The 19,127-nt window shown below is 67.3% G+C and carries 15 protein-coding genes and 2 pseudogenes; 3 read left to right on the plus strand and 14 right to left on the minus strand.

What is annotated here, in order from left to right:
* Positions 1-5: 5 nt before the first annotated feature.
* The gene (locus ACWGE0_RS33355; protein WP_452264880.1) at positions 6-293 is read right to left on the minus strand and encodes a hypothetical protein; all 288 of its coding nucleotides are present in this window, start codon (positions 291-293) and stop codon (positions 6-8) included.
* 18 nt (positions 294-311) lie between these two features.
* Positions 312-608, minus strand: coding sequence for a hypothetical protein (locus tag ACWGE0_RS33360; protein WP_452264881.1), 297 nt, complete (start codon positions 606-608; stop codon positions 312-314).
* Positions 609-988: 380 nt separating this feature from the next.
* Between ACWGE0_RS33360 and leuA the strand changes: the two genes are divergently transcribed.
* Complete coding sequence (gene leuA, locus ACWGE0_RS33365) at positions 989-2,779, plus strand: 2-isopropylmalate synthase (RefSeq protein WP_452264882.1); 1,791 nt, start codon at positions 989-991, stop codon at positions 2,777-2,779.
* Positions 2,780-2,781: 2 nt separating this feature from the next.
* On the opposite strand, the gene ACWGE0_RS33370 is transcribed toward leuA, so the two are convergent.
* From ACWGE0_RS33370 to ACWGE0_RS33380, 3 genes and pseudogenes are all read right to left on the minus strand, one after another.
* A complete protein-coding gene (locus ACWGE0_RS33370; protein WP_452264883.1) occupies positions 2,782-3,726 on the minus strand; it encodes a hypothetical protein in 945 nt (314 codons plus the stop codon).
* 11 nt (positions 3,727-3,737) lie between these two features.
* Positions 3,738-4,856, minus strand: a pseudogene (locus ACWGE0_RS33375) (MFS transporter); the annotation flags it as partial.
* 63 nt (positions 4,857-4,919) lie between these two features.
* Positions 4,920-6,488 (minus strand): discoidin domain-containing protein, encoded by a 1,569-nt coding sequence (locus ACWGE0_RS33380; RefSeq protein ID WP_452264884.1) that lies wholly within the window; start codon positions 6,486-6,488, stop codon positions 4,920-4,922.
* 549 nt (positions 6,489-7,037) lie between these two features.
* On the opposite strand from ACWGE0_RS33380, the pseudogene ACWGE0_RS33385 reads away from it, so the two are divergent.
* A pseudogene (locus ACWGE0_RS33385) lies at positions 7,038-7,409 on the plus strand (DedA family protein); the annotation flags it as partial.
* 41 nt (positions 7,410-7,450) lie between these two features.
* Here ACWGE0_RS33385 and ACWGE0_RS33390 read toward each other — a convergent pair.
* From ACWGE0_RS33390 to ACWGE0_RS33415, 6 genes are all read right to left on the minus strand, one after another.
* Complete coding sequence (locus ACWGE0_RS33390; protein WP_452264885.1) at positions 7,451-8,062, minus strand: TetR/AcrR family transcriptional regulator; 612 nt, start codon at positions 8,060-8,062, stop codon at positions 7,451-7,453.
* An 80-nt stretch (positions 8,063-8,142) separates the two neighbouring features.
* Entirely contained in the window at positions 8,143-9,219 is a 1,077-nt protein-coding gene (locus ACWGE0_RS33395; RefSeq protein WP_452264897.1) for an ABC transporter ATP-binding protein, read from the minus strand.
* A 26-nt stretch (positions 9,220-9,245) separates the two neighbouring features.
* The gene (locus tag ACWGE0_RS33400; RefSeq protein ID WP_452264886.1) at positions 9,246-10,244 is read right to left on the minus strand and encodes an ABC transporter ATP-binding protein; all 999 of its coding nucleotides are present in this window, start codon (positions 10,242-10,244) and stop codon (positions 9,246-9,248) included.
* 6 nt (positions 10,245-10,250) lie between these two features.
* The gene (locus tag ACWGE0_RS33405; protein WP_452264887.1) at positions 10,251-11,174 is read right to left on the minus strand and encodes an ABC transporter permease; all 924 of its coding nucleotides are present in this window, start codon (positions 11,172-11,174) and stop codon (positions 10,251-10,253) included.
* Positions 11,175-11,179: 5 nt separating this feature from the next.
* Positions 11,180-12,184, minus strand: a complete 1,005-nt coding sequence (locus ACWGE0_RS33410) for an ABC transporter permease (RefSeq protein WP_452264888.1) — start codon at positions 12,182-12,184, stop codon at positions 11,180-11,182.
* Positions 12,185-12,226: 42 nt separating this feature from the next.
* Positions 12,227-13,906 carry an ABC transporter substrate-binding protein gene (locus tag ACWGE0_RS33415; RefSeq protein WP_452264889.1) on the minus strand — a complete coding sequence of 560 codons (1,680 nt, stop codon included), beginning with the start codon at positions 13,904-13,906 and terminating at the stop codon, positions 12,227-12,229.
* A gap of 217 nt (positions 13,907-14,123) precedes the next feature.
* Here ACWGE0_RS33415 and ACWGE0_RS33420 point away from each other — a divergent pair, with 217 nt between their 5' ends.
* Positions 14,124-17,402, plus strand: coding sequence for an AfsR/SARP family transcriptional regulator (locus ACWGE0_RS33420; RefSeq protein WP_452264890.1), 3,279 nt, complete (start codon positions 14,124-14,126; stop codon positions 17,400-17,402).
* On the opposite strand, the gene ACWGE0_RS33425 is transcribed toward ACWGE0_RS33420, so the two are convergent.
* Genes ACWGE0_RS33425 through ACWGE0_RS33435 form a run of 3 tightly spaced genes read right to left on the minus strand, consistent with a single transcriptional unit; the run spans position 17,381 to position 18,855 of the window.
* Positions 17,381-17,857: a uridine kinase family protein gene (locus tag ACWGE0_RS33425; protein WP_452264891.1), complete on the minus strand. Its 477-nt coding sequence runs from the start codon at positions 17,855-17,857 to the stop codon at positions 17,381-17,383. The two genes, ACWGE0_RS33420 and ACWGE0_RS33425, sit on opposite strands and share 22 nt — an antisense overlap.
* 41 nt (positions 17,858-17,898) lie before the next feature.
* Positions 17,899-18,507, minus strand: a complete 609-nt coding sequence (recR, locus tag ACWGE0_RS33430; protein WP_452264892.1) for a recombination mediator RecR — start codon at positions 18,505-18,507, stop codon at positions 17,899-17,901.
* On the minus strand, positions 18,508-18,855 hold the full coding sequence (locus ACWGE0_RS33435; protein WP_452264893.1) for a YbaB/EbfC family nucleoid-associated protein: 348 nt from the start codon (positions 18,853-18,855) through the stop codon (positions 18,508-18,510). It abuts the gene before it with no gap.
* Positions 18,856-19,127 lie beyond the last annotated feature (272 nt).

Genomic DNA, 19,127 nt, shown 5'->3' on the forward strand with positions numbered 1-19,127 from the left:
CGAACCTAGTTCAGTCGCCTCACAAGCCGAAGGACGATCGCTCGAACGGCCAGCCAGAACAACGCGGCCAGCCCAAAGTTGACGATGACCCGGAGCTTGGCGTCTCCGGGTTCGAACAGATCCTTGAAGGCGAGCGCAACAGGCTCCGCAACCGCCTTCACAAAACTCGTAATGGGGTTCTCAGGGTTGGCCCCGCCGACGGTGAGCACGACGTGAACGACGAGCACGACCGCCAGCGCGAGGCCGACCCAGCTGACAACTCCTGCGGCGATCCCGACCACCCGCGTACGCATGAGCCGGGAATCTACTACTCAGTAGCGTGACACCGCACGCGCGAGCAGCCCGGTCACGACCAGCCAGAACACGGCAGCGAGACCGTAGTTGAGGAACACGTCGAGGTTGTAGTTACCGGTTCCGAAGAGCCCGGGGAAGAACAGGGCAAGGGGCTCCGCGAGGGACTGGACGAACTTGAAGAACGCGTTCGTCTGGTTCGCACCGAGCACGATCATCAGGATGTAGAGGATCTCGATCAGGGCGAAAAGCGCACCGATGCCGCTGATCACGCGTGAAGCCGTGCCGCGGCCACTGGTCGTACGTAATCTGGACATACATGAACGATTCCCGGATTCACGCGCCGCAAAACTTGTGTATGCACCATGACATGCACTGCAGCCCCGAAATCACGCCAATGCCGCAGGCGAGGCGACCCGATGGCGCAGCCGAGGCGTCCTAACGCTTGAAACAGCGACCCGCCTGGACCGCACCACCCTCAAAGGCCGCGGAATCGCCACGCGGCCCACCCCCAGCTTGTCCCACGATCCGGTCCCTAAGTTCCATCCCCACCCAACCTGTGGCTACTCTGTCCCCCGTGTGGCGTTCCCTCCTGCTTCGCTGCCGTGACGGGGTCTGATCAGACCGGCCCCCCGTCGCGGGACTCAGCGTTGCCGCCGGTCGTTCCCACCAAACGACCCGCACCGGAGCAAAATCCATGACTTCCCCAGACGCCTACACCTCCGGCAACAGCCGAATCCGCCAGCCCGCGCGCCCGGCCCCGGACTCCCAGCCGCAGTGGAACCACCAACTCGGCAGCAGCATGCCGTTCCACCGCTACCGCCCGTTCCACGAGGTAGTAGAGGTAATCGACGTCCCGGACCGCACCTGGCCGACCAAACGGGCTGACACCGCGCCGCAGTGGTGCGCGGTAGACCTGCGAGACGGCAACCAGGCCCTGATCGACCCCATGTCCCCGGCCCGCAAGCGCAAGATGTTCGACCTGCTGGTCCGCATGGGCTTCAAGGAGATCGAGGTCGGCTTCCCGGCCGCCAGCCAGACCGACTTCGACTTCGTCAGGGAGATCATCGAGGACGGCGCCATCCCGGACGACGTCACGATCCAGGTCCTGACCCAGTGCCGTGAAGAGCTGATCGCCAGGACCTTCGAGTCCCTGCGCGGCGCCAACAAGGCCATCGTCCACTTCTACAACTCGACGTCGATCCTGCAGCGCCGCGTGGTCTTCCGCTCCGACCGCGAGGGCATCAAGAAGATCGCCGTGGACGCCGCGAAGTTCGCCAAGGCCCAGGAGCAGGACTACCCGGAAACGGACTTCCGCTACGAGTACAGCCCGGAGTCCTACACGGGCACCGAACTGACCTATGCCCTCGAGGTCTGCAACGCCGTCACCGCGGTCATCCAGCCCACGCCCGAGAAGCCGCTGATCATCAACCTGCCGGCCACCGTCGAGATGGCCACCCCGAACGTCTACGCCGACTCGATCGAGTGGATGTCCCGCAACCTCGCCAACCGCGAGGCGATCATCCTGAGCCTGCACCCGCACAACGACCGCGGCACCGGTGTCGCGGCCGCCGAGCTGGGTTACCTGGCCGGCGCGGACCGCATCGAGGGCTGCCTGTTCGGCAACGGTGAGCGCACCGGCAACGTCTGCCTGGTCACGCTGGCGATGAACCTGTTCAGCCAGGGCATCGACCCGCAGATCGACTTCAGCGACATCGACGAGGTCCGCCGCACCGTCGAGTACTGCAACCAGCTGCCGGTCGCCGAACGCCACCCGTACGGCGGTGACCTGGTCTTCACCGCCTTCTCAGGCTCCCACCAGGACGCCATCAAGAAGGGTTTCGAGGCGCTGGAGGCCGACGCCAAGGAGGCCGGGCAGCACGTCGACGACTTCCAGTGGGAGGTCCCGTACCTGCCGATCGACCCGAAGGACGTCGGCCGCAACTACGAGGCCGTCATCCGGGTCAACTCGCAGTCCGGCAAGGGCGGTGTGGCGTACCTGATGAAGCAGGAGCACCACCTGGACCTGCCGCGGCGCCTGCAGATCGAGTTCTCGAAGGTGATCCAGGAGGTCACCGACACGCAGGGCGGCGAGATCAACCCGAAGGAGATGTGGGACGCCTTCGCGGAGGAGTACCTGCACGGCAAGGTTCCGCTGTACCTGCTGAAGCACAAGGCGTCGTCGGACGGCAGCGGGCACGAGGAGATCACCGCGACGCTGCTGATCGACGGCGAGCAGCAGGAGATCACGGGCGCCGGCAACGGCCCGATCGCCGCGTTCGTCGACGCGCTCGCGTCCGTTGGCTACGACGTGCGGGTCATGGACTACGCGGAGCACGCGCTGTCCGCCGGTGACGACGCCCGCGCGGCCGCCTACCTCGAGTGCGCAGTAGGCGACCGCGTGCTGTGGGGCGTGGGCATCGACTCGAGCACGGTCGCGGCCTCGTTCCGCGCGATCGTCTCGGCCGTGAACCGGGCGAACCGCTAGCGCTAAGAGACAACGGACGGGGAGGACGCGTGCGGCACCAGCTGCCGCGGCGCGCCCTCCCCGTTCGCTGGCACGGCCCAGATGCCCTCTCCCGGCAGGCCGTAGGCGATGGTGTCGTTGTCGAGCCACACGACCTGGTCGTCGATCCCACGGGTCTCGGCCAGCGGTGTCTCCACCATCGTGGTCAGGTCCAGTACGTGCTCGCGCCACGGCCGGGCGCCGTCGCCGGGCACGCGCTTCTTGAACGCCACGCGCTTGCCGTCCGGGGACAGCGACGGGCATTCGACGTTCTCCCGCAACGGTTTCGCGGAGCTGTCGGCCGGGTCGCCGTTGATCAGGTAGGTCTTGCCCGCAGTGGACATCGTCGCGTAGAAGGAGCGGTTGTCCCCGGTGAACGTCACACCCCAGAAGTTCATGTCCTCGGTCCTCTTCATGCCGGCGATCCGCGTGCCCTCCAGATTGCTCCGGTACTCCTGGGTCTGCCGGTCGTAGATGGCCGTGCGGGTGGAGAACGCGCCGGTCTGCGCGTACGAGTCACCGGTGACGAAGGTCGTCCAGGACGCCATCCGCCCGTCCGCCGACAGTTTCGCGCGGTTCGGCACACCGGCGACGTCGATGCGGTGCGTCTCGGTCAGCGACTGGTCGACGAAGACCGAGACAGCTCCCGGGAACGGGCCGGAGCGGTCCGCGAGACACAGTCCCTGCTTCGCCGCGGTGAAGAACCGCTTGCAGGACAACGCACTCACCCGGCGCGGACCGCCGGGATCGGACAACGACACCGATGCCACCCGGCCGCTCGAGTCGTCCACGAACAGCAGCCGGCCGGGAGTCAGTTCGACCGGGCCGGGCTCCACCGCGACGGAGACCTCGTCCGGCGCACGCAGGGCGTAGGCGGTGGCGCCCACGCCCAACGCGATCACGGCGGCGACGACGATCAAGATCCTCACCAAGCGAACCACGTCCACAAAGCTCCGAACAGGACCGAGGAACTCGCGCGGGCGAGCACCTGGCCGGTCTGGAGCAGGGCCAGACCGGACGTGCGCAGCTCGTCCGGGACCAGCGGACCGGCGACGGCCATCAGCACGCCGTCCGTGCACGCGTAGAACAGCCCGTGCAGCACCAGAACGCCGGCCAGCAGGGCGATTCCCGATGTGCCGGCGAACAGCAGGTACGCCCCGAGCAACGCGAGATGGCCGACGAGGAACATCCGCCAGCGGCCGACCCGGTCGGCCAGGGCACCCATCGGCACGGCGGCGAGCAGGTACACGCCGGCCGTGCCGAGGGGCAGCAACGCGATGTAAGCGACGTCGACGTCGAGTTTCTTCTGCAGCAACAGGTAGATGAACCCGTCGCCCAGCGTCAGAAACCCGAGTCCACACGCGACCAGGCAGACCCGCCGGAACGGCCTGGACCGCAGCAAACCGAACGCACTCCGCAGCGACACCGCGACGCGTGGCAGCACATCGCGGTGATCACGCACGAAGAGCACCAGAACGAGAAAACCAAGTGCGGCGAAGCAGAAGCTCACCACGAACACCACGTCGTACCGCGCCGGCAGCGTCCACAAGAGACAGAACGCGACCAGCGGGCCGAGGAACGCGCCAACGGTGTCCATGGCACGGTGAACACCGAAGGCCCGTCCGAGCGCCGAGGGCTCACTGCTCAACGTGATCAGCGCGTCCCTCGGCGCGGTGCGCAAGCCCTTGCCGGTCCGGTCCCCGGCCAGCACGAGTCCCATCGCGGTGGCCGAGGTCCCGGCGGCGAGCAGGCCGAGCTTGCCCAGCGCCGAGATCCCGTACCCGAGCCCGGCCACGAACTTGCGCCGTTGCCAGCGGTCCGCCGCATGACCGCCGACAACGCGAACCAGTGCCGTCACACCGGTGTAGATGCCGTCGAGCACACCGAACTGCAGCGGGGAGAACCCCAGCCCCAGCACGAGGTAGAGCGGCAGGATCGCGGTGACCATCTCCGACGAGACGTCGGTGAGCAGGGAAACCGCGCCCAGGGCGAGCACGTTCGCCGCGATCCTGCCGGTGCCACCCGCGGCGGGAGCTTGTCGAGCGGTTGCGATGTACACGACGGCCTCCGATCAACGGCCAGATCCGATCAACAGCCAAGAACGATCAACAGCCAGAAAGGATCAACGACAGTTGTAAGGACCGGCCTGGTCGCGCACCCGTCCGGCGGTGTCGATGACCTCCCACGAGTAGGAGCGGCCGGACAGGGTGAGCTTCATGACGCCGTGGCTGTCGGAGAAGTACTTCTCCACGCCGACCCGCGGGGTGCGTTCCTTGTAGAGGTAGTCACCGCCGATGCCGACGACCGCCGACCGCATGCCGTTGGCCTGGTCGATCGCACCGCTCTTGTTCAACGGAGCGAGTCGCTCGTAGTGGTGGTTGTGGCCGCCGAGCAGCAGGTCCGCCTTGGCGTCCGCGAACGCGTTCCAGTACGGAGCCATCACCGAGTTGTCGCCGTACTTGCCGGAGGTGAACCGCGGGTGGTGCCAGTAGCCGATGACACACGGCTTGGTGTTCGCGGTCAGGTCCGACTTGATCCAGGCGAGCTGCTCCGAGTCCGACCCGTGTTCGTCCAGCGGCCAGGAGTCGACCGAGACCATGTGGAACTCGCCCACGTTCCAGCTGTAGTACGGCTTGCCCTGCGGGTAGGCGATGGCGCCGAAGTAGGACTTGTAGCCGTTGAGGTTGTCGTACCACTCGTGGTTGCCGGTCGCGGGCTTGGTGATGCTCTTGTACTTGCCCCACGACTTGTCGTAGTGGTTGCGGAACTCCGTGAGCGTGCCGCTGTCGTACTGGTTGTCGCCGACCGTTGCGATGTAGTTCGGCTTGATCTGGTCGATCAGCTTCGCGGTCTCGTAGTGCTCGGTGTTCGTCAACGACGCGATGTCGCCGGAGACGACGATCGTGATGGTGTCACCGGGCCCGGCGGGCAGCGTCGTGACCTGCACCGCGTTGCTCGCGGGCCCGAGGTTGCCGGCCGCGTCACGTGCGCGAACGGTGTAGGTGAACTGCGTGCCCGACGCCAGACCGGTGTCCGTGAACGTGGTGCCGGTCGGGGTTCCGACGACACTGCCGTTGCGCAGGACGTCGTAGCCGGTCACGCCGACGTTGTCGGTCGCGGCCGTCCACTGCAGACTCACCGAGCTCGACGTGGTGCCCGTGCTGGCGAGGTTGGACGGCGCGCTGGGCGGCGTCGGGTCGACGCCGCTCCCGCTGCCCCAGACCTCCAGCTCGAAGAGCGAGTAGCCGTAGGACGTGCCGCGCTTGGTGCCGTAGATCCGCACGTACCGGCCGGATGCGGTCAGGCTGGTTTCGTCGATGCCACCGTTCTGACCGGTGAGGGTCTTCTTGGTGCTCCACGACGACCCGTCGCTCGACGTCTGGATCTTGTACTCGGAGGCGTACGCGACCTCCCAGTTCAGCTTGACCTTGGAGATCGTGGCGGTGCTGCCGAGGTCGACCGCGATCCACTGCGGGTCGACGCCTTCGAGACTCGCCCATCGAGTGGTCGGATCTCCGTCGACGGCGTTGGCGCTGCCGAAGGTCTCGGCCTCCACGGACGATGTGGTGGTGGGCTTGTTGGCGGACAGCAGGGAGTCAGCCGCGTTGGCCGTGCCCGATGCCGCGATCTGGGGTACTACCAGCGCGAACAGGGCCAACGCGACACCCGCTCGGGTGCGTTTTCTGATCACTTCGTCCTCCTGGGCAAGGGCAGCGGCTCGAAGGATTGGTAAAGAAGCTTTCCTATTGATTCGGGAGGCTAGTTGTGGCCCAGGACACAGGTCAACGACAGAAGTGCCGGATGAATCGATGACAGATCGGAGGTCTACCGGCAGAACCGAGCGGTCATCACGTGTCATCCACTGACTGGTTGAACCGCCACAGAACGTTGCGAAGAGCCATCGCGAGGCATACGCCCTGGATCCGGCCGTGTGATGCAGCGGTGCGCCCGGCAGCGGGAGCCGATCCCGATGGCAAGATCGGACAACGAACAGGTCGGACCAGCCATCGCGACGAGCCCTACTGGGGACCGGAACTCGGACCGGGAAATCTCGGCAAGTGACGGCGAGTCATGCACCTAAGTGCAATCGCAGGGCCGTTCGGACTACCACGGAAAGCTCGCGAACCAGACGAACCACCGCCGCCGCTTGTCGTGCCTGAGATCGACTTCGATCCTGTAGGTGCGCTGAAGAAACACCCAGGTCGGGATTGTTCACCTGGGTCACGTACGTTCACGGATCATGAGCACCACAGCCGCCAGCCTCGTCGTGCTGTTCCTGGTCGCCGTCGTGCCCTTGGCACCGACGGAGGCAGTGCTCATCGGCGCCGGTGTTCTGGCCGCTTCCGGTGAGGTTCCGCTGTACCTCGTGGTGCTCGTCGCCGCTGCGGGTTGCCTCGCCAGCGACATGATCAACTTTACTATGGGACGCCGGATGGGCATGCGGGCCCTCGACCGGGTCAACAAGAACGCCAAGGCGCGGGCGATGGTCGTGTGGACGGCCGACCAGCTCGGGACCAAGGGCGAGACGATCCTCATCGCCGCCCGGTTCCTGCCGGCCGGGGGCATCGTGGGCGCGTTGCTGGCGGGGGCGCTCAAGTGGCCGCTGCGGCGTTTCATCCCCGTGGCAGCGGTCGGGTCGGCCCTGTGGAGCCTCTACCCCGCCACCGTCGGGTTCATCGGCGGCCAGATCGTCGACGAGGCGTGGTTGGCGATGCTGCTGTCGTTCGCTGTGGCCACGCTCATCTCCATCCCCGTGGGCATGGTGATCCGTGCGCGCAAGGACGAGCGCACTCTCTCGTACGCCGAGGCGTCGTCGTAGAGCACGGCGAACCGGTCCGCTGCGGCCAGCAGGGCGTCCACTTCGAACGCCATGTCGGCGTTGCCGGTCAGTCGTTCCAGCAGTGAGATCCAGCGCAGGTTGAAGAGCATCAACGCGTCGCGCACGCGGCCTGGGCGGGCGGCGAACTCCGAGCGGGTCACCACGAAGAAGCAGCCGCCGGGGAACACGCGGCGCTTCGAGTAGTCGAGCCACCTGCCGCACAGGTCGAGCAGTGGTCCGCCGGCGATGACGACCTCGCGCGCGAAGATCTCCGCGGCGGCGTGCACGGTGGCGATCTGCAGTTCTTCCTTGGCGCCGAAGTGCGAGAAGACGCCGCTCTTGCTCATGCCGAGCTCGACCGCGAGCCGCCCGATCGTGACGCCCTCCAGGCCGTCGATCGAGGCGATCTCGGCAGCCCTCAACAAGATCGAGCCACGACTGTCCATTGATCCAGGGCAACAGAGAAGCCTGGAGAAACGAACGGGGCCACCTCGAAACGAGGTGGCCCCGGACGTACGACGACAACTCAGGGGTTCAGCGCCTCGGTCACCGAGGCCGGGCCCACGAGCGGGACGTCGGGCGACATGCCGCCGTCCTCCTCGATCAGGATCGGCTTCACCTCGTGCGGCTGGATCTCGCCGGACCGGATCTGCTCCGCGTAGTGGCACGCGACCTTGTGACCCGGCTTGAGCTCCCGCAGCACGGGCCGCTCGGTGTCGCACTTGGTCGCCTGCCGCCACGGGCACCGGGTGTGGAACCGGCAGCCGGACGGCGGGTTCGCAGGCGACGGGAGGTCACCCGCGAGCAGGATCCGTTCGCGCCGGTCCTCGACCACGGGATCGGGCACCGGGATCGCCGACAGCAGCGCCCGCGTGTACGGGTGCAGCGGCTCGGCGTAGAGGTCCACGGCGGTGGCCTCCTCGACCAGACCTCCGAGGTACATCACGCCGACCCGGTCGGAGATGTGCTTCACGACGGCGAGGTCGTGCGCGATCACCAGGTAGGTCAGGCCGAACTGCTCCTGGAGCTCCTCCATGAGGTTCACGACCTGCGCCTGCACCGACACGTCCAGCGCGGACACCGGCTCGTCGGCGACGATCAGGTCCGGCTCCAGGGCCAGCGCCCGCGCGATGCCGATGCGCTGCCGCTGACCGCCCGAGAACTCGTGCGGGTACTTGCGCAGCGCCGTGCTCGGCAGACCGACGGCCGTGAGCAGGTCGCGAAGTCGCTTGTTGGTCGACTCCTTGCCCTTGTCCAGATCGTGCGCCCGCAGGCCCTCGACCAGGATCGACTCCACGGACTGGCGCGGGTCGAGCGACGACAGCGGGTCCTGGAACACCATCTGGATCCGGCGCCGCATCTTGCGCAGCTCCTCGCCCTTCAGGGTGGAGAAGTCCTGACCGTCGAAGATCATCTTGCCCGCGGTCGGCTCGTTGAGCCGCAGCATCGCCCGCCCGAGGGTGGATTTGCCGCACCCCGACTCGCCGACCAGGCCGTACGTCTCGCCGCGCTTGATCTCGAGGTCGACGCCGTCGACCGCGTAGACGTAGCCGACGGTCCGGTCCAGCAGCACACCCCGCTTGATCGGGAAGTGCACCTTCATGTCCTGAACGGACACCAGGGTCTCGCTCACACCGGCACCTCCTCGGCGGCGGGAGTACCCGGGACCACCGGGTTGTGGCAGCGGAGCAGACGGCCCAGCTGATCTTCTTCGGCGGGCGTCTCGGAACGGCAGATGTCCAGTGCGTTCGGGCACCTGGGTGCGAACGCGCAGGCGCTCGTCCACGGGATGTTGTCCGCGACGGAACCCTTGATCGGCGTCAGCTTCTCGCCGGGCGCCGCGTCGAGGCGCGGGATCGAGGCCAGCAGACCGTGCGTGTACGGGTGGCGCGGCTCCGCGAAGAGCGGGTGCCGGTTGGCCTTCTCGACCACCTTGCCGCCGTACAGCACGTTCACCTCGTCGCACAGGCCGGCGACGACGCCCAGGTCGTGGGTGATCATCACGAGCGCCGTGCCGAGGTCCTGCACCAGTTCCTTCATCACCGAGAGGATCTGGGCCTGGATGGTCACGTCCAGCGCCGTCGTCGGCTCGTCCGCGATCAGCAGCTTCGGCCGGCACGCCAACGCGATCGCGATCAGAGCGCGCTGCCGCATACCGCCGGAGAGCTGGTGCGGGTATTCCTTGAGCCGCCGGTTCGGATCCGGGATGCCGACCTTGTCGAGGAGGTTCTTCGCCTCGATCATGGCCTCCTTGCGGGCCAGGCCGCGGTGCCGTTCGAGCACCTCGGTGACCTGCAGGCCGATCGGGATCACGGGGTTGAGCGAGGACAGCGGGTCCTGGAAGACCATGCCGAGGTCGCGGCCGCGCCGGTCGCGCATCTCCCGGTCGGACAGCTTGAGCAGGTCCGTGCCGTCGTAGGTCACGGTGCCGGTGACCTTGGCGCCGCGCTTGGGCAGCAGCCCCATGATCGCCAACGATGTCACGGACTTGCCGCAGCCCGACTCGCCGACGAGCCCGACCGTCTGGCCGGGCTCGACGTCGAAGCTGACGCCGTCGACCGCGCGGAACGGCTCCTCGCCCCTGCGCTGGAACACGACGGTGAGGTCACGTACTTCGAGCAGTGCCACGACGACTCACCGCCTGTTCTTCGGGTCGAGGGCTTCGCGCAGCGTCTCGCCCATGAGCGTGAAGCCGAGCGCGACGATGATGATGCAGACCGCGGGCCACGCGGCGAGGTGCGGATGCGTGTCGAAGACGTTCTGCACGTCGCCGAGCATCTGACCCCATTCCGGGATCCGGTCGTCCGGGTTGCCGAGGCCGAGGAACGACAGCGCCGCCGCCTCGATGATCGCCGTCGCCAGCACGAGCGTGGACTGCACGATCACCGGGCTGAGCGAGTTCGGCAGCATGTGCCGGAACACGATCGCGCCCTTCTTGACGCCGAGCGCCGTCGCCGCCAGCACGTGATCGCTGTGCCGTTGCGCGAGCATCGAGCCTCTGAGCAACCGCGCGAACACCGGGATCTGCACGATCGAGACCGCGAGGATCACGGTGAACTGGCTGGGCTTGGCGAACATCGCCGCGATCGAGAACGCGAGCAGCAGCGACGGCAGCGACAGCATGACGTCGACGATGCGCATGACGACCGAGTCGACCCAGCCGCCGATCGCGCCGGCCAGCGTGCCCAGGATCAGGCCGCCGGTCAGGCCGATCAGCGTCGCGCCGACACCGACGATCAACGTCTGCTGCGAGCCGACCAGCAGACGCGACAGGAAGTCGCGGCCCTGCAGGTCGCCACCGAGCGGGTGGCCCGGCTGCGGCAGCGGGATCTCGTTGCGCGCCTTCACGACCTGGTCGATCAGCATCGCTTCTGACGGGTTGTGCGGGGCGAGCCACGGCGAGAGCAGCGAGAGCGCGATGAAGATGCCGATGATCACCGCACCGATGAGGAACACCGGGCTGCGGCGCAGCCGCTTCCACGCGCTCGCGGCGAGCGAGACGCCCGCGGACTCCGCGAGACCGTCGATCTTTTCCTTCTTGGTCACTCCGAGTGCCACTGCGCTCACCTCGTCCTGATGCGCGGGTCGATGAGCGCGTACGAGAGGTCGACCAACAGGTTGACCACGACGTAGACGATCGTGGCCATGATGATCAACAACAGCAGCACCGGGTAGTCACGCCGTTCGAACCCGATGGCGAGCGCCTGCCCGACACCGGCGAACGAGAACACCTTCTCGGTGAGCACGGCGCCGGAGAGCAGCGCACCGGTCTGCAGGCCGATCGTCGTGACGACCGGCAGCATGGCGTTGCGCAGCACGTGCCGGCGGCGGATCACCGGTGCGGTGAGGCCCTTGGACTCGGCGGTGCGCACGAAGTCCTCGTCGAGCACGTCGAGCACGGCCGCGCGGGTGATCCGGAAGATCACCGCGAACGGGATCGTGGCGAGCGCGATCGCGGGCAGGATCAGGTGTTCCAGTGCGTTCAACGTCGCGTCGATCTCGCCGGTGATGAGGCCGTCGAGGGTGAAGAACCCGGTGACGCGGGTGGCGTCGATCGCGTCCTGCCGGCCCTGCGAGGGCAGGCCGAGACCGGACGACGCCACGTCCTTGAGCAGGTATGCCAGGAAGAACACCGGCACTGCCACACCGATGAGCGAGCCGATGACGCTGAGGTTGTCGAACCAGCCGCCGCGACGCTTCGCGGCGAGATATCCGAGCGGGACGCCGACCGCGATCGCGATCACGATCGCGAAGAAGCTGAGCTCGATCGTTGCGGGGAACCGCTGGATGAAGATGTCGAGCGCCGAGTCACCGGGCTGAACACCGGTGGAGACGCCGAAGTCACCGGTCGCGGCGCGACCGAGGAACTTGAAGTACTGAACGAAAATCGGCTGATCGAGGCCGAGTTGCTTGGTGAGGGCTTCGCGCGACTCCGGCGTAGCGCGTTCTCCCAGGAGGGCCGAAACCGGCCCACCTGGGAGGAGTCGCAACCACGCGAAGAGCAACATCGAGAGCACCAGCACCACGCCGACCAGCTGAATCAGCCGTCGAATGGTGTAGCGGAGCACTTGAGCTACCCCGTTGTTCTCTTGTGGTGGGAGCTAGTCAGCTCAGCCCTTGGAGGCCGAGCCGAACTTCTCGTCGGTCAACGGGCTCGGGACGACACCCTTGATGTCCGACTTCAACACCAGAGCGGGCGGGGAGTGCGAGATCGGGATCGCGGGCAGGTACTCGTCCATGATCTTCTTGTTGATCTCTTCGTACAGCTTGGTGCGCTTGCCCTCGTCGGGCTCGGAGTTGGCCTTCGCCAGGGCGTCCTTGAGCGAGTTACCCCACGCCGACACACCGGTGTTGAAGCGGTTGTCGGTGCGGCCGAAGAACGTGCCGACCCAGTTGTGCGCGGTGCCGTTGTCGCCGGTCCAGCCCAGGAGGAACAGGTCCGGGAGGCCGTTGTCGACGTCGGTCAGGTAGCCGCCGTTCCACGGCTTGGTGACCACGTCGATCTTGATGCCGGCGGCCTGCAGGTCACCGGAGATCGCGCCGAACAGGTCCTTCGGGGACGGCATGTACGGACGCGTGACCTCGGACGGCCAGTAGAACTTCAGCGTCAGGTCGGAGGCACCGGCCTCGGCCAGCAGGGACTTGGCCTTGGCGGCGTCGTAGCCGACGGCCTTGAGGTCCTTGTTGTAGCCGTTGACGGTGTCCGGCATGAACTGCGTCGCGACCTTCGCGCCCTCGGGCAGCTGCGACTTGACCAGCTGCTCGCGGTTGATCGCGTACATCAGGGCCTGACGGACCTTGAGGTCGGCGAGCTTCGGGTTGTTCTTCTGGTTGATGCCCAGGTAGAACACGTTGAACGCCGGGCGGATCGCGACGTTGAAGCCGTCGGTCTTCAGACCGGCCCAGTCAGCCGCGTTCGGCAGGTCGTAACCGTCGATGTCGCCGGCCTTGAGCGCCTGCTTGCGGGCGGTCTCGTCCGGGATGATCTTGAAGACGATCTTGTCCAGCTTGGCCTTGGTGCCGTGGTAGGCGTCGTTCTTCACGAGCTCCACGGTGTTGTTGGCCTTGTCGTACTTGCCGAACTTGAACGGGCCCGTGCCGGTCGGGTGCTCGGTCGCGTAAGCCGGGTAGGTGAACGCGTCACCGGCGGCCACGACGTTGTCCGCGTCGTACTTCTTCAGCGCCTCGGGGCTGGAGATGGAGAACGACGTGAAGCCGAGGACCGAGGGGAACTGCGAGGTGACCTCGTTCAGCTCGACGACCGCGGTCTTGGCGTCCTTGGCCGAGCAGGCCTTGAACAGCGACGGCTTGTCCGGCGTGGTCGCGAACCCGCCGAAGTTGTCCAGCCAGTACTGCGAGACGGCGTCGGACTGGCCGGCGCCCTTCTGGTTGTACCAGCGGTTGAAGTTGAAGCACACGGCCTCGGCGTTGAAGTCCGTACCGTCGTGGAACTTCACGCCCTCCTTGAGGGTGAAGGTCCAGGTCTTGCCGTCGGCACTCGACTCGTACTTCGTGGCGAGCGCGGGCTCGACCTCGGCGGTGCCCGGCTTGAAGCCGACCAGACCCTCGAACATCTGGCGAGAGACCCGGAAGGTCTCGCCGTCCGTCGCGTAGAACGGGTCGAAGAGCTTCGGCGCGCCAGCGGCACCGAAGGTCAGCGTGCCACCTTCCTTGCCGCCACCTCCTGAGTCGCGCTGGGATGTCGCGCAACCTGAGAGGGCGAGGGCACTGACGCTCAGGAAGCCGATCACGGCAACCCACCGGCGTCGAGCCGTTACTGAGTGGACCATCAAACACCCCTTGCAGAAATCCGCACGTCTCACGGTGTGGTCGCCGACGATAACCGTTGTACATACCCCCTCCGGGGCAACTCAGGTCACGATCCGGCCACTAGACCAGGCATTCTGATACGTCCGGCGCATGCCCGCTGACCCAACGTGAGCACCACAGATGCGTCGAACGCTCTCCTAGGCTGTAGAAACAACAACGACACGCGGAGGAGGTCGCATGAGCAGGCAGGTCGAGTTCCGCGTGCTCGGCCCTCTCCAGGTCCTCCTCGACGCCGAACCACTGCTCGTCCGCGCGGGTCGTCAGCGGGCCCTTCTGGTGTCGTTGTTGCTGCGTGCGGGCACCTCGGTGTCCGTGGACGAGCTCGCCGGGAACGTCTGGGGCGACGACCCGCCCGCGCGCGCTCGCGCGACTTTGCAGACCTACGTGATGCGTCTCAGACAGCTGCTCGGGCCGTCGGTGCCCATCCGGACCGTTCCGGACGGGTATTTGATCGACGTCGACGAGAAGACGATCGACCTGATGCGCTTCGAGCCGTTGATCGACCAGGGCGAGCAGGAGCGCGGCGCAGGCAACCTGCAGGCCGCCTCGGCCGCGTTCGCCGCCGCCCTCGGGCTCTGGCGGGGGCCGGCGCTGGTCGACGTGCCGTCCGAGATCCTGCACCGCGACGAGGTGCCGCGGCTGAACGAACGCCGCCTGCACGTGCTGGAACGCCGGGTCGAGGTCGATCTCGAACTGGGCCGCCACGGCCAGCTGGTCGCGGAGCTGTCCCGGCTGACCAGCGAACACCCGTTGCGCGAGCGGTTCTGGGCGCAGCTGATGGTGGCGCTGTACCGGTCCGGCCGGCAGAGCGAGGCACTGGCCGCCTACCAGCGGGTTTCCCGTCTGCTGGGCGAGGAGCTGGGCATCGACCCCGGCGACGAGCTGCGGCGCGTGCACAGCCAGGTGCTGTCCGGGTCGATCGACTCGGTGGCCGCCGCTTCGTCCGGTGCGCCCGTGGTGGCCGCGAAGCCGGAACGGGTCGTGCCGTCGCAGCTGCCTGGGGACATCCCCGACTTCGTGGGCCGGGACGAGGCCGTGTCGTTGATCATCGCTCTGCTGCGGACCGCGCAGGGTGTGCCCGTCGTCACGCTGGCCGGGCCGCCTGGCGTGGGCAAGACGGCGCTGGCCGTGCACGCGGCGCACCGGATGCGCACGGACTTCCCGGACGGTCAGCTGTACGTGAACCTGCGCGGATACGCCCCCGGCCCGCCGTTGAGCGCGGTCGACGTGCTGCCGCGGTTCCTGCGCGCGCTGGGGACCGAACCGGACCAGGTGCCGCTGGACCAGGACGAACAGGAGGCGATGTTCCGGTCCACTTTGACTGGTCAGCGCGTGTTGCTGCTCCTCGACAACGCGTCGTCCGCTGAACAGATCCGCCCGCTTCTGCCCGGATCGCCTGGGTGTGCGGTGCTGGTGACCTCACGCGACACGTTGCGTGGTCTGGCCGTGTCGCACGCGGCGTCGAACGTGCGGTTGGACGTGCTCGACTGGCACGAGACGAAGTCACTCCTCGCAGGCATTTTGGGTGCGGACGAGGTGGCGTCCCAGGAGGACGCGGCGCTGGAGCTGGCGGCGTTGTGCGCGCATCTGCCATTGGCTTTGCGTATCGCAGCCGCGAACCTCGTGTCGCGTCCGGAACTGTCCATCGCGGACTACGTGGAGGAGCTGCGGGCGGGCAACCGGCTCGCCGCGTTGGCGGTCGAGGGTGACGAACGGGTCGCGGTGCACGCGGCGTTCGACCTCTCTTACACGGCGCTGAAGCCCGAGCTCGCGCAGATGTTCCGGCTGCTTTCTCTTGTGCCGGGGACCGACTTCACGCCGGAGATGGCAGCCGCGTTGAGCGGACTGACCACTCAGGACGCTCGCCGCCGGCTCGACCGGCTGGCCACCGCGAACCTGATCGCGAACCACGCGCCGTCCCGCTACCAGTTCCACGACCTGCTGCGTGACTACGCGGCCGAGCGTCTGGCGTTCGAAGAGGGCCGCGCGGACTCACGGCTGTCGTTGCGGCGGCTGGTGGACTGGGCGGTGCGCTCGGTCGACAACGCGACGGCGGCGATGAAGTCGACGCTGTTCCGCTTCCCGCGCCCGGCCCCGCTGGACAGCGTCGTGCCGCGGACGTTCAGCACCAGCACCGAGGCGCTGGCCTGGCTGGACATCGAGCGGGCCAACCTGGTCGCCCTGGTGGCGCACGCCGTCGAGCGCGACCCCGAGAACTCGCCGTGGCAGCTGGCCGACGCCCTGCGCGGCTACTTCTACACGCAGGGCCTGACCGCGGAGTGGCGCGAGACCGCGAAGGCGGGGTTGCTGGGAGCTCGTGCACCTCGTGACGAACTCGGCCAGCTCGCGATGCTGTCGTCGTTGGGCACGCTGTACTGGGTGACGGGCCAGCACCGCAACGCCCTGGGCTACTACCAGCAGGCCATCGCCCTGCAGGAACGCATCGACCTGCCCGAGGCCGAAGCCGCCGTGCTGTCCAACGCCGGCAGCGTCTACATCGACCTGGGCGAACTCGAACACGCCGCCGACCACCTGGAACGTGCGTTGGTGATCGCCCGCCGGATCAACGCGACCCAGGTGCTCGCCAACGCCCTGTTCAACCTCGGCGGCGTCTACATGCAGCTGGGCCAGCTCGACCGCGCGGCGACCACGTTCGAGGAAGCGCTGGAGGTCGGCACGCGCCTCGACTCGTGGATCAGCCAGGCGAACTCGATGCGCGCCCTGGGCGAGGTGCACGCGTGGCGCGGAGAACCCGACCTGGGCGCCTCCTACTTCGCGCAGGCCAGCGCGCTGTACGAACGTGCGGCCGCCCGCAACTTCGGCCACACCATGCACGAGGGCATGGCCATCACGCTGATCATGCGCGGCCGCTACGAGGAGGCGGCCGTCGAGGCGTCCGCGGCCATGCAGATCGCGCAGGACCTGGAGAACGTCAAGAGCGTCTGCGACGCGATGAACCTGCTCGGCCGTGCGCTGGAGGGTGCCGGCCGGTACGTGTCGGCGGTCGAGCAGTTCTCGGCGGCGCTGGCCATCGCGGTCGAGACCGGTTACTCGTGGGGCATCTGCTCGGCCCGGCGGGGTCTGGCCGCCGCGTACCGCGGCGTGGGCCGGTACGAGGACGCGTTGTCGATGGCGACCTCGGCGCTGGTGGAGGCGGGGCGGTCGCAGTTCCGGCTGGCCGAGATGGAGGTGCTGCTCGTGCTCGGGCGCATTCACCTCGACACCTCGGACGCCGCCGGTGCGCTGGAATGCGCGCAGCGAGCTGCTTCCGTTGGTTCGGACTCCGGGCACCGGTGGGTGTTCGGGCGGGCGCTTCTGCTGGCCGGCGATGCCTGTGCGGCGCTGGGTGACGTGGACTCGGCGCGGGACTACTGGACGTCGTCGCTGGAGGTGTTCAGCGCGATCGGAACGCCTGAGGCCGGAGTGGTCCGGGCTCAGCTCGAGGTGACAACGTAGTCAGCTCTGGCCTTGGTTTCGTCAACGGCGAACCAGCCGCGTTCGTACTGCTGCCAGCGCTCGAAGTCCTTGCGGTACTTCTCACCGTCGCGTGCGACCGCCCGTTCGAGGCGGGCCTTTTCGTCACCGTGGTCGAGGAAGATCGCAAGGCTCAGCCGATGGGCGATCGCTTTCCTGGCCGAGGACATGCCCTCGAAGATGATCGTCCTTTCCGGACGTACTTCGACCACTGGGCCCTCGTTGCGACGCGGGAAGCCTTGGGACCAGTCGGTTTTGCGGTACTGCGCCGGTCTGCCTGCGGCGACCTCCTCGAGGACCGCTAGCAGTTCGGGCCACCAGCCGATGGCCGGGTCGTCCCACATCGCGAAGTGGTCGGTGAGGATCAGCGTGGCGTCGAGTTCCTTGGCGAGCTTCTTCGCGAAGGTGGATTTACCTGAGCCCGAAGGGCCGTCCACCGCGACCAGGCGGGTGTTGCCCAGTCGCGGTGGTGCGGTGGCTACATGCTCCGGCGACCAGATAGCGCACGTCCGAGCGTCAGTTCGTCGGCGAACTCCAGGTCGCCGCCCATCGGCAGGCCGCTGGCCAGCCTGGTGACGGAGAGGCCGGGGAAGTCCCTGAGCATCCGGACCAGGTAGGTGGCCGTGGCCTCCCCCTCAGTGTTCGGGTCCGTGGCGATGATGACCTCGGAGATGTCGACGCCGTCTGTGGTCGTGCCGATCCGGTTGAGCAGCTGCCGGATGCGCAGCTGGTCCGGGCCGACGCCGCTGAGCGGATCCAGTGCGCCGCCCAGGACGTGGTAGCGGCCCTTGAACTCCCTGGTTCGCTCGATCGCCTGAACGTCCTTGGGCTCCTCGACCACGCAGACCAGCGCCAGGTCGCGTTTCGGGTCGCGGCAGATCCGGCACCTGGTCTCGGCGGAGACGTTGCCGCAGACGTCGCAGAAGACCACGCCCTCCTTGACCTTCTGGAGTGCGTTCTGCAGCCGCTCGATGTCGGCTGCTTCCGTTGCCAGGAGGTGGAAGGCGATGCGCTGGGCGCTCTTCGGGCCGACGCCCGGGAGTCTGCCCAGCTCGTCGATCAGGTCCTGTACTGGGCCCTCGTACATCTAGCCGAGCAACCCGCCGAGGCCACCCTGGGCCAGCGGGCCGAGCTTCTGCTCCACCAGCTGCTGGGCCTTCGTGTTGGCGTCCTTGATGGCGGCGATCACGAGGTCCTGGAGGGTTTCTACGTCTTCCGGGTCCACGATTTTCGGGTCGATGGTGAGGTTGATGATCTCGCCGCCGCCGGTGACCGTGGCGGTGACCAGGCCGTTGCCCGCGTTGCCGGTGACTTCGGTGTTGGCCAGTTCTTCCTGGGCCGAGGCCATCTGCTGCTGCATGTTCTGGGCCTGCTGGAGCAGGGCCTGCATGTCGAACTGACCGGGTTGCACCGCTGGTCCTCTCGGGTGAGCCATCTGGGGTTGGTTCCCAGGGTACGGGTTTGGGGTGTGGTGGTCGGGTTGGGTGCGTTGGTTCCGGTTTCGGGATTTCGGGGCTCCGCCCCGGACCCCGCCAATCTGATCAAGGACCTGTCCCACGCCGTCAGCGGGTTGATGGCACGCCTGTTGCGTTGGGCGGAGTTGCGTTGCGTAGGTGGTGCGGTTCGGGTGGGTGGTCCCGTCACAAGTCGGGCCAGAGCGAGCCACAACCAGGCAGGGGTGTCAACTCGACGAAAAGCGTGTCGAGT

This window comes from Lentzea sp. NPDC054927 (assembly GCF_053610285.1).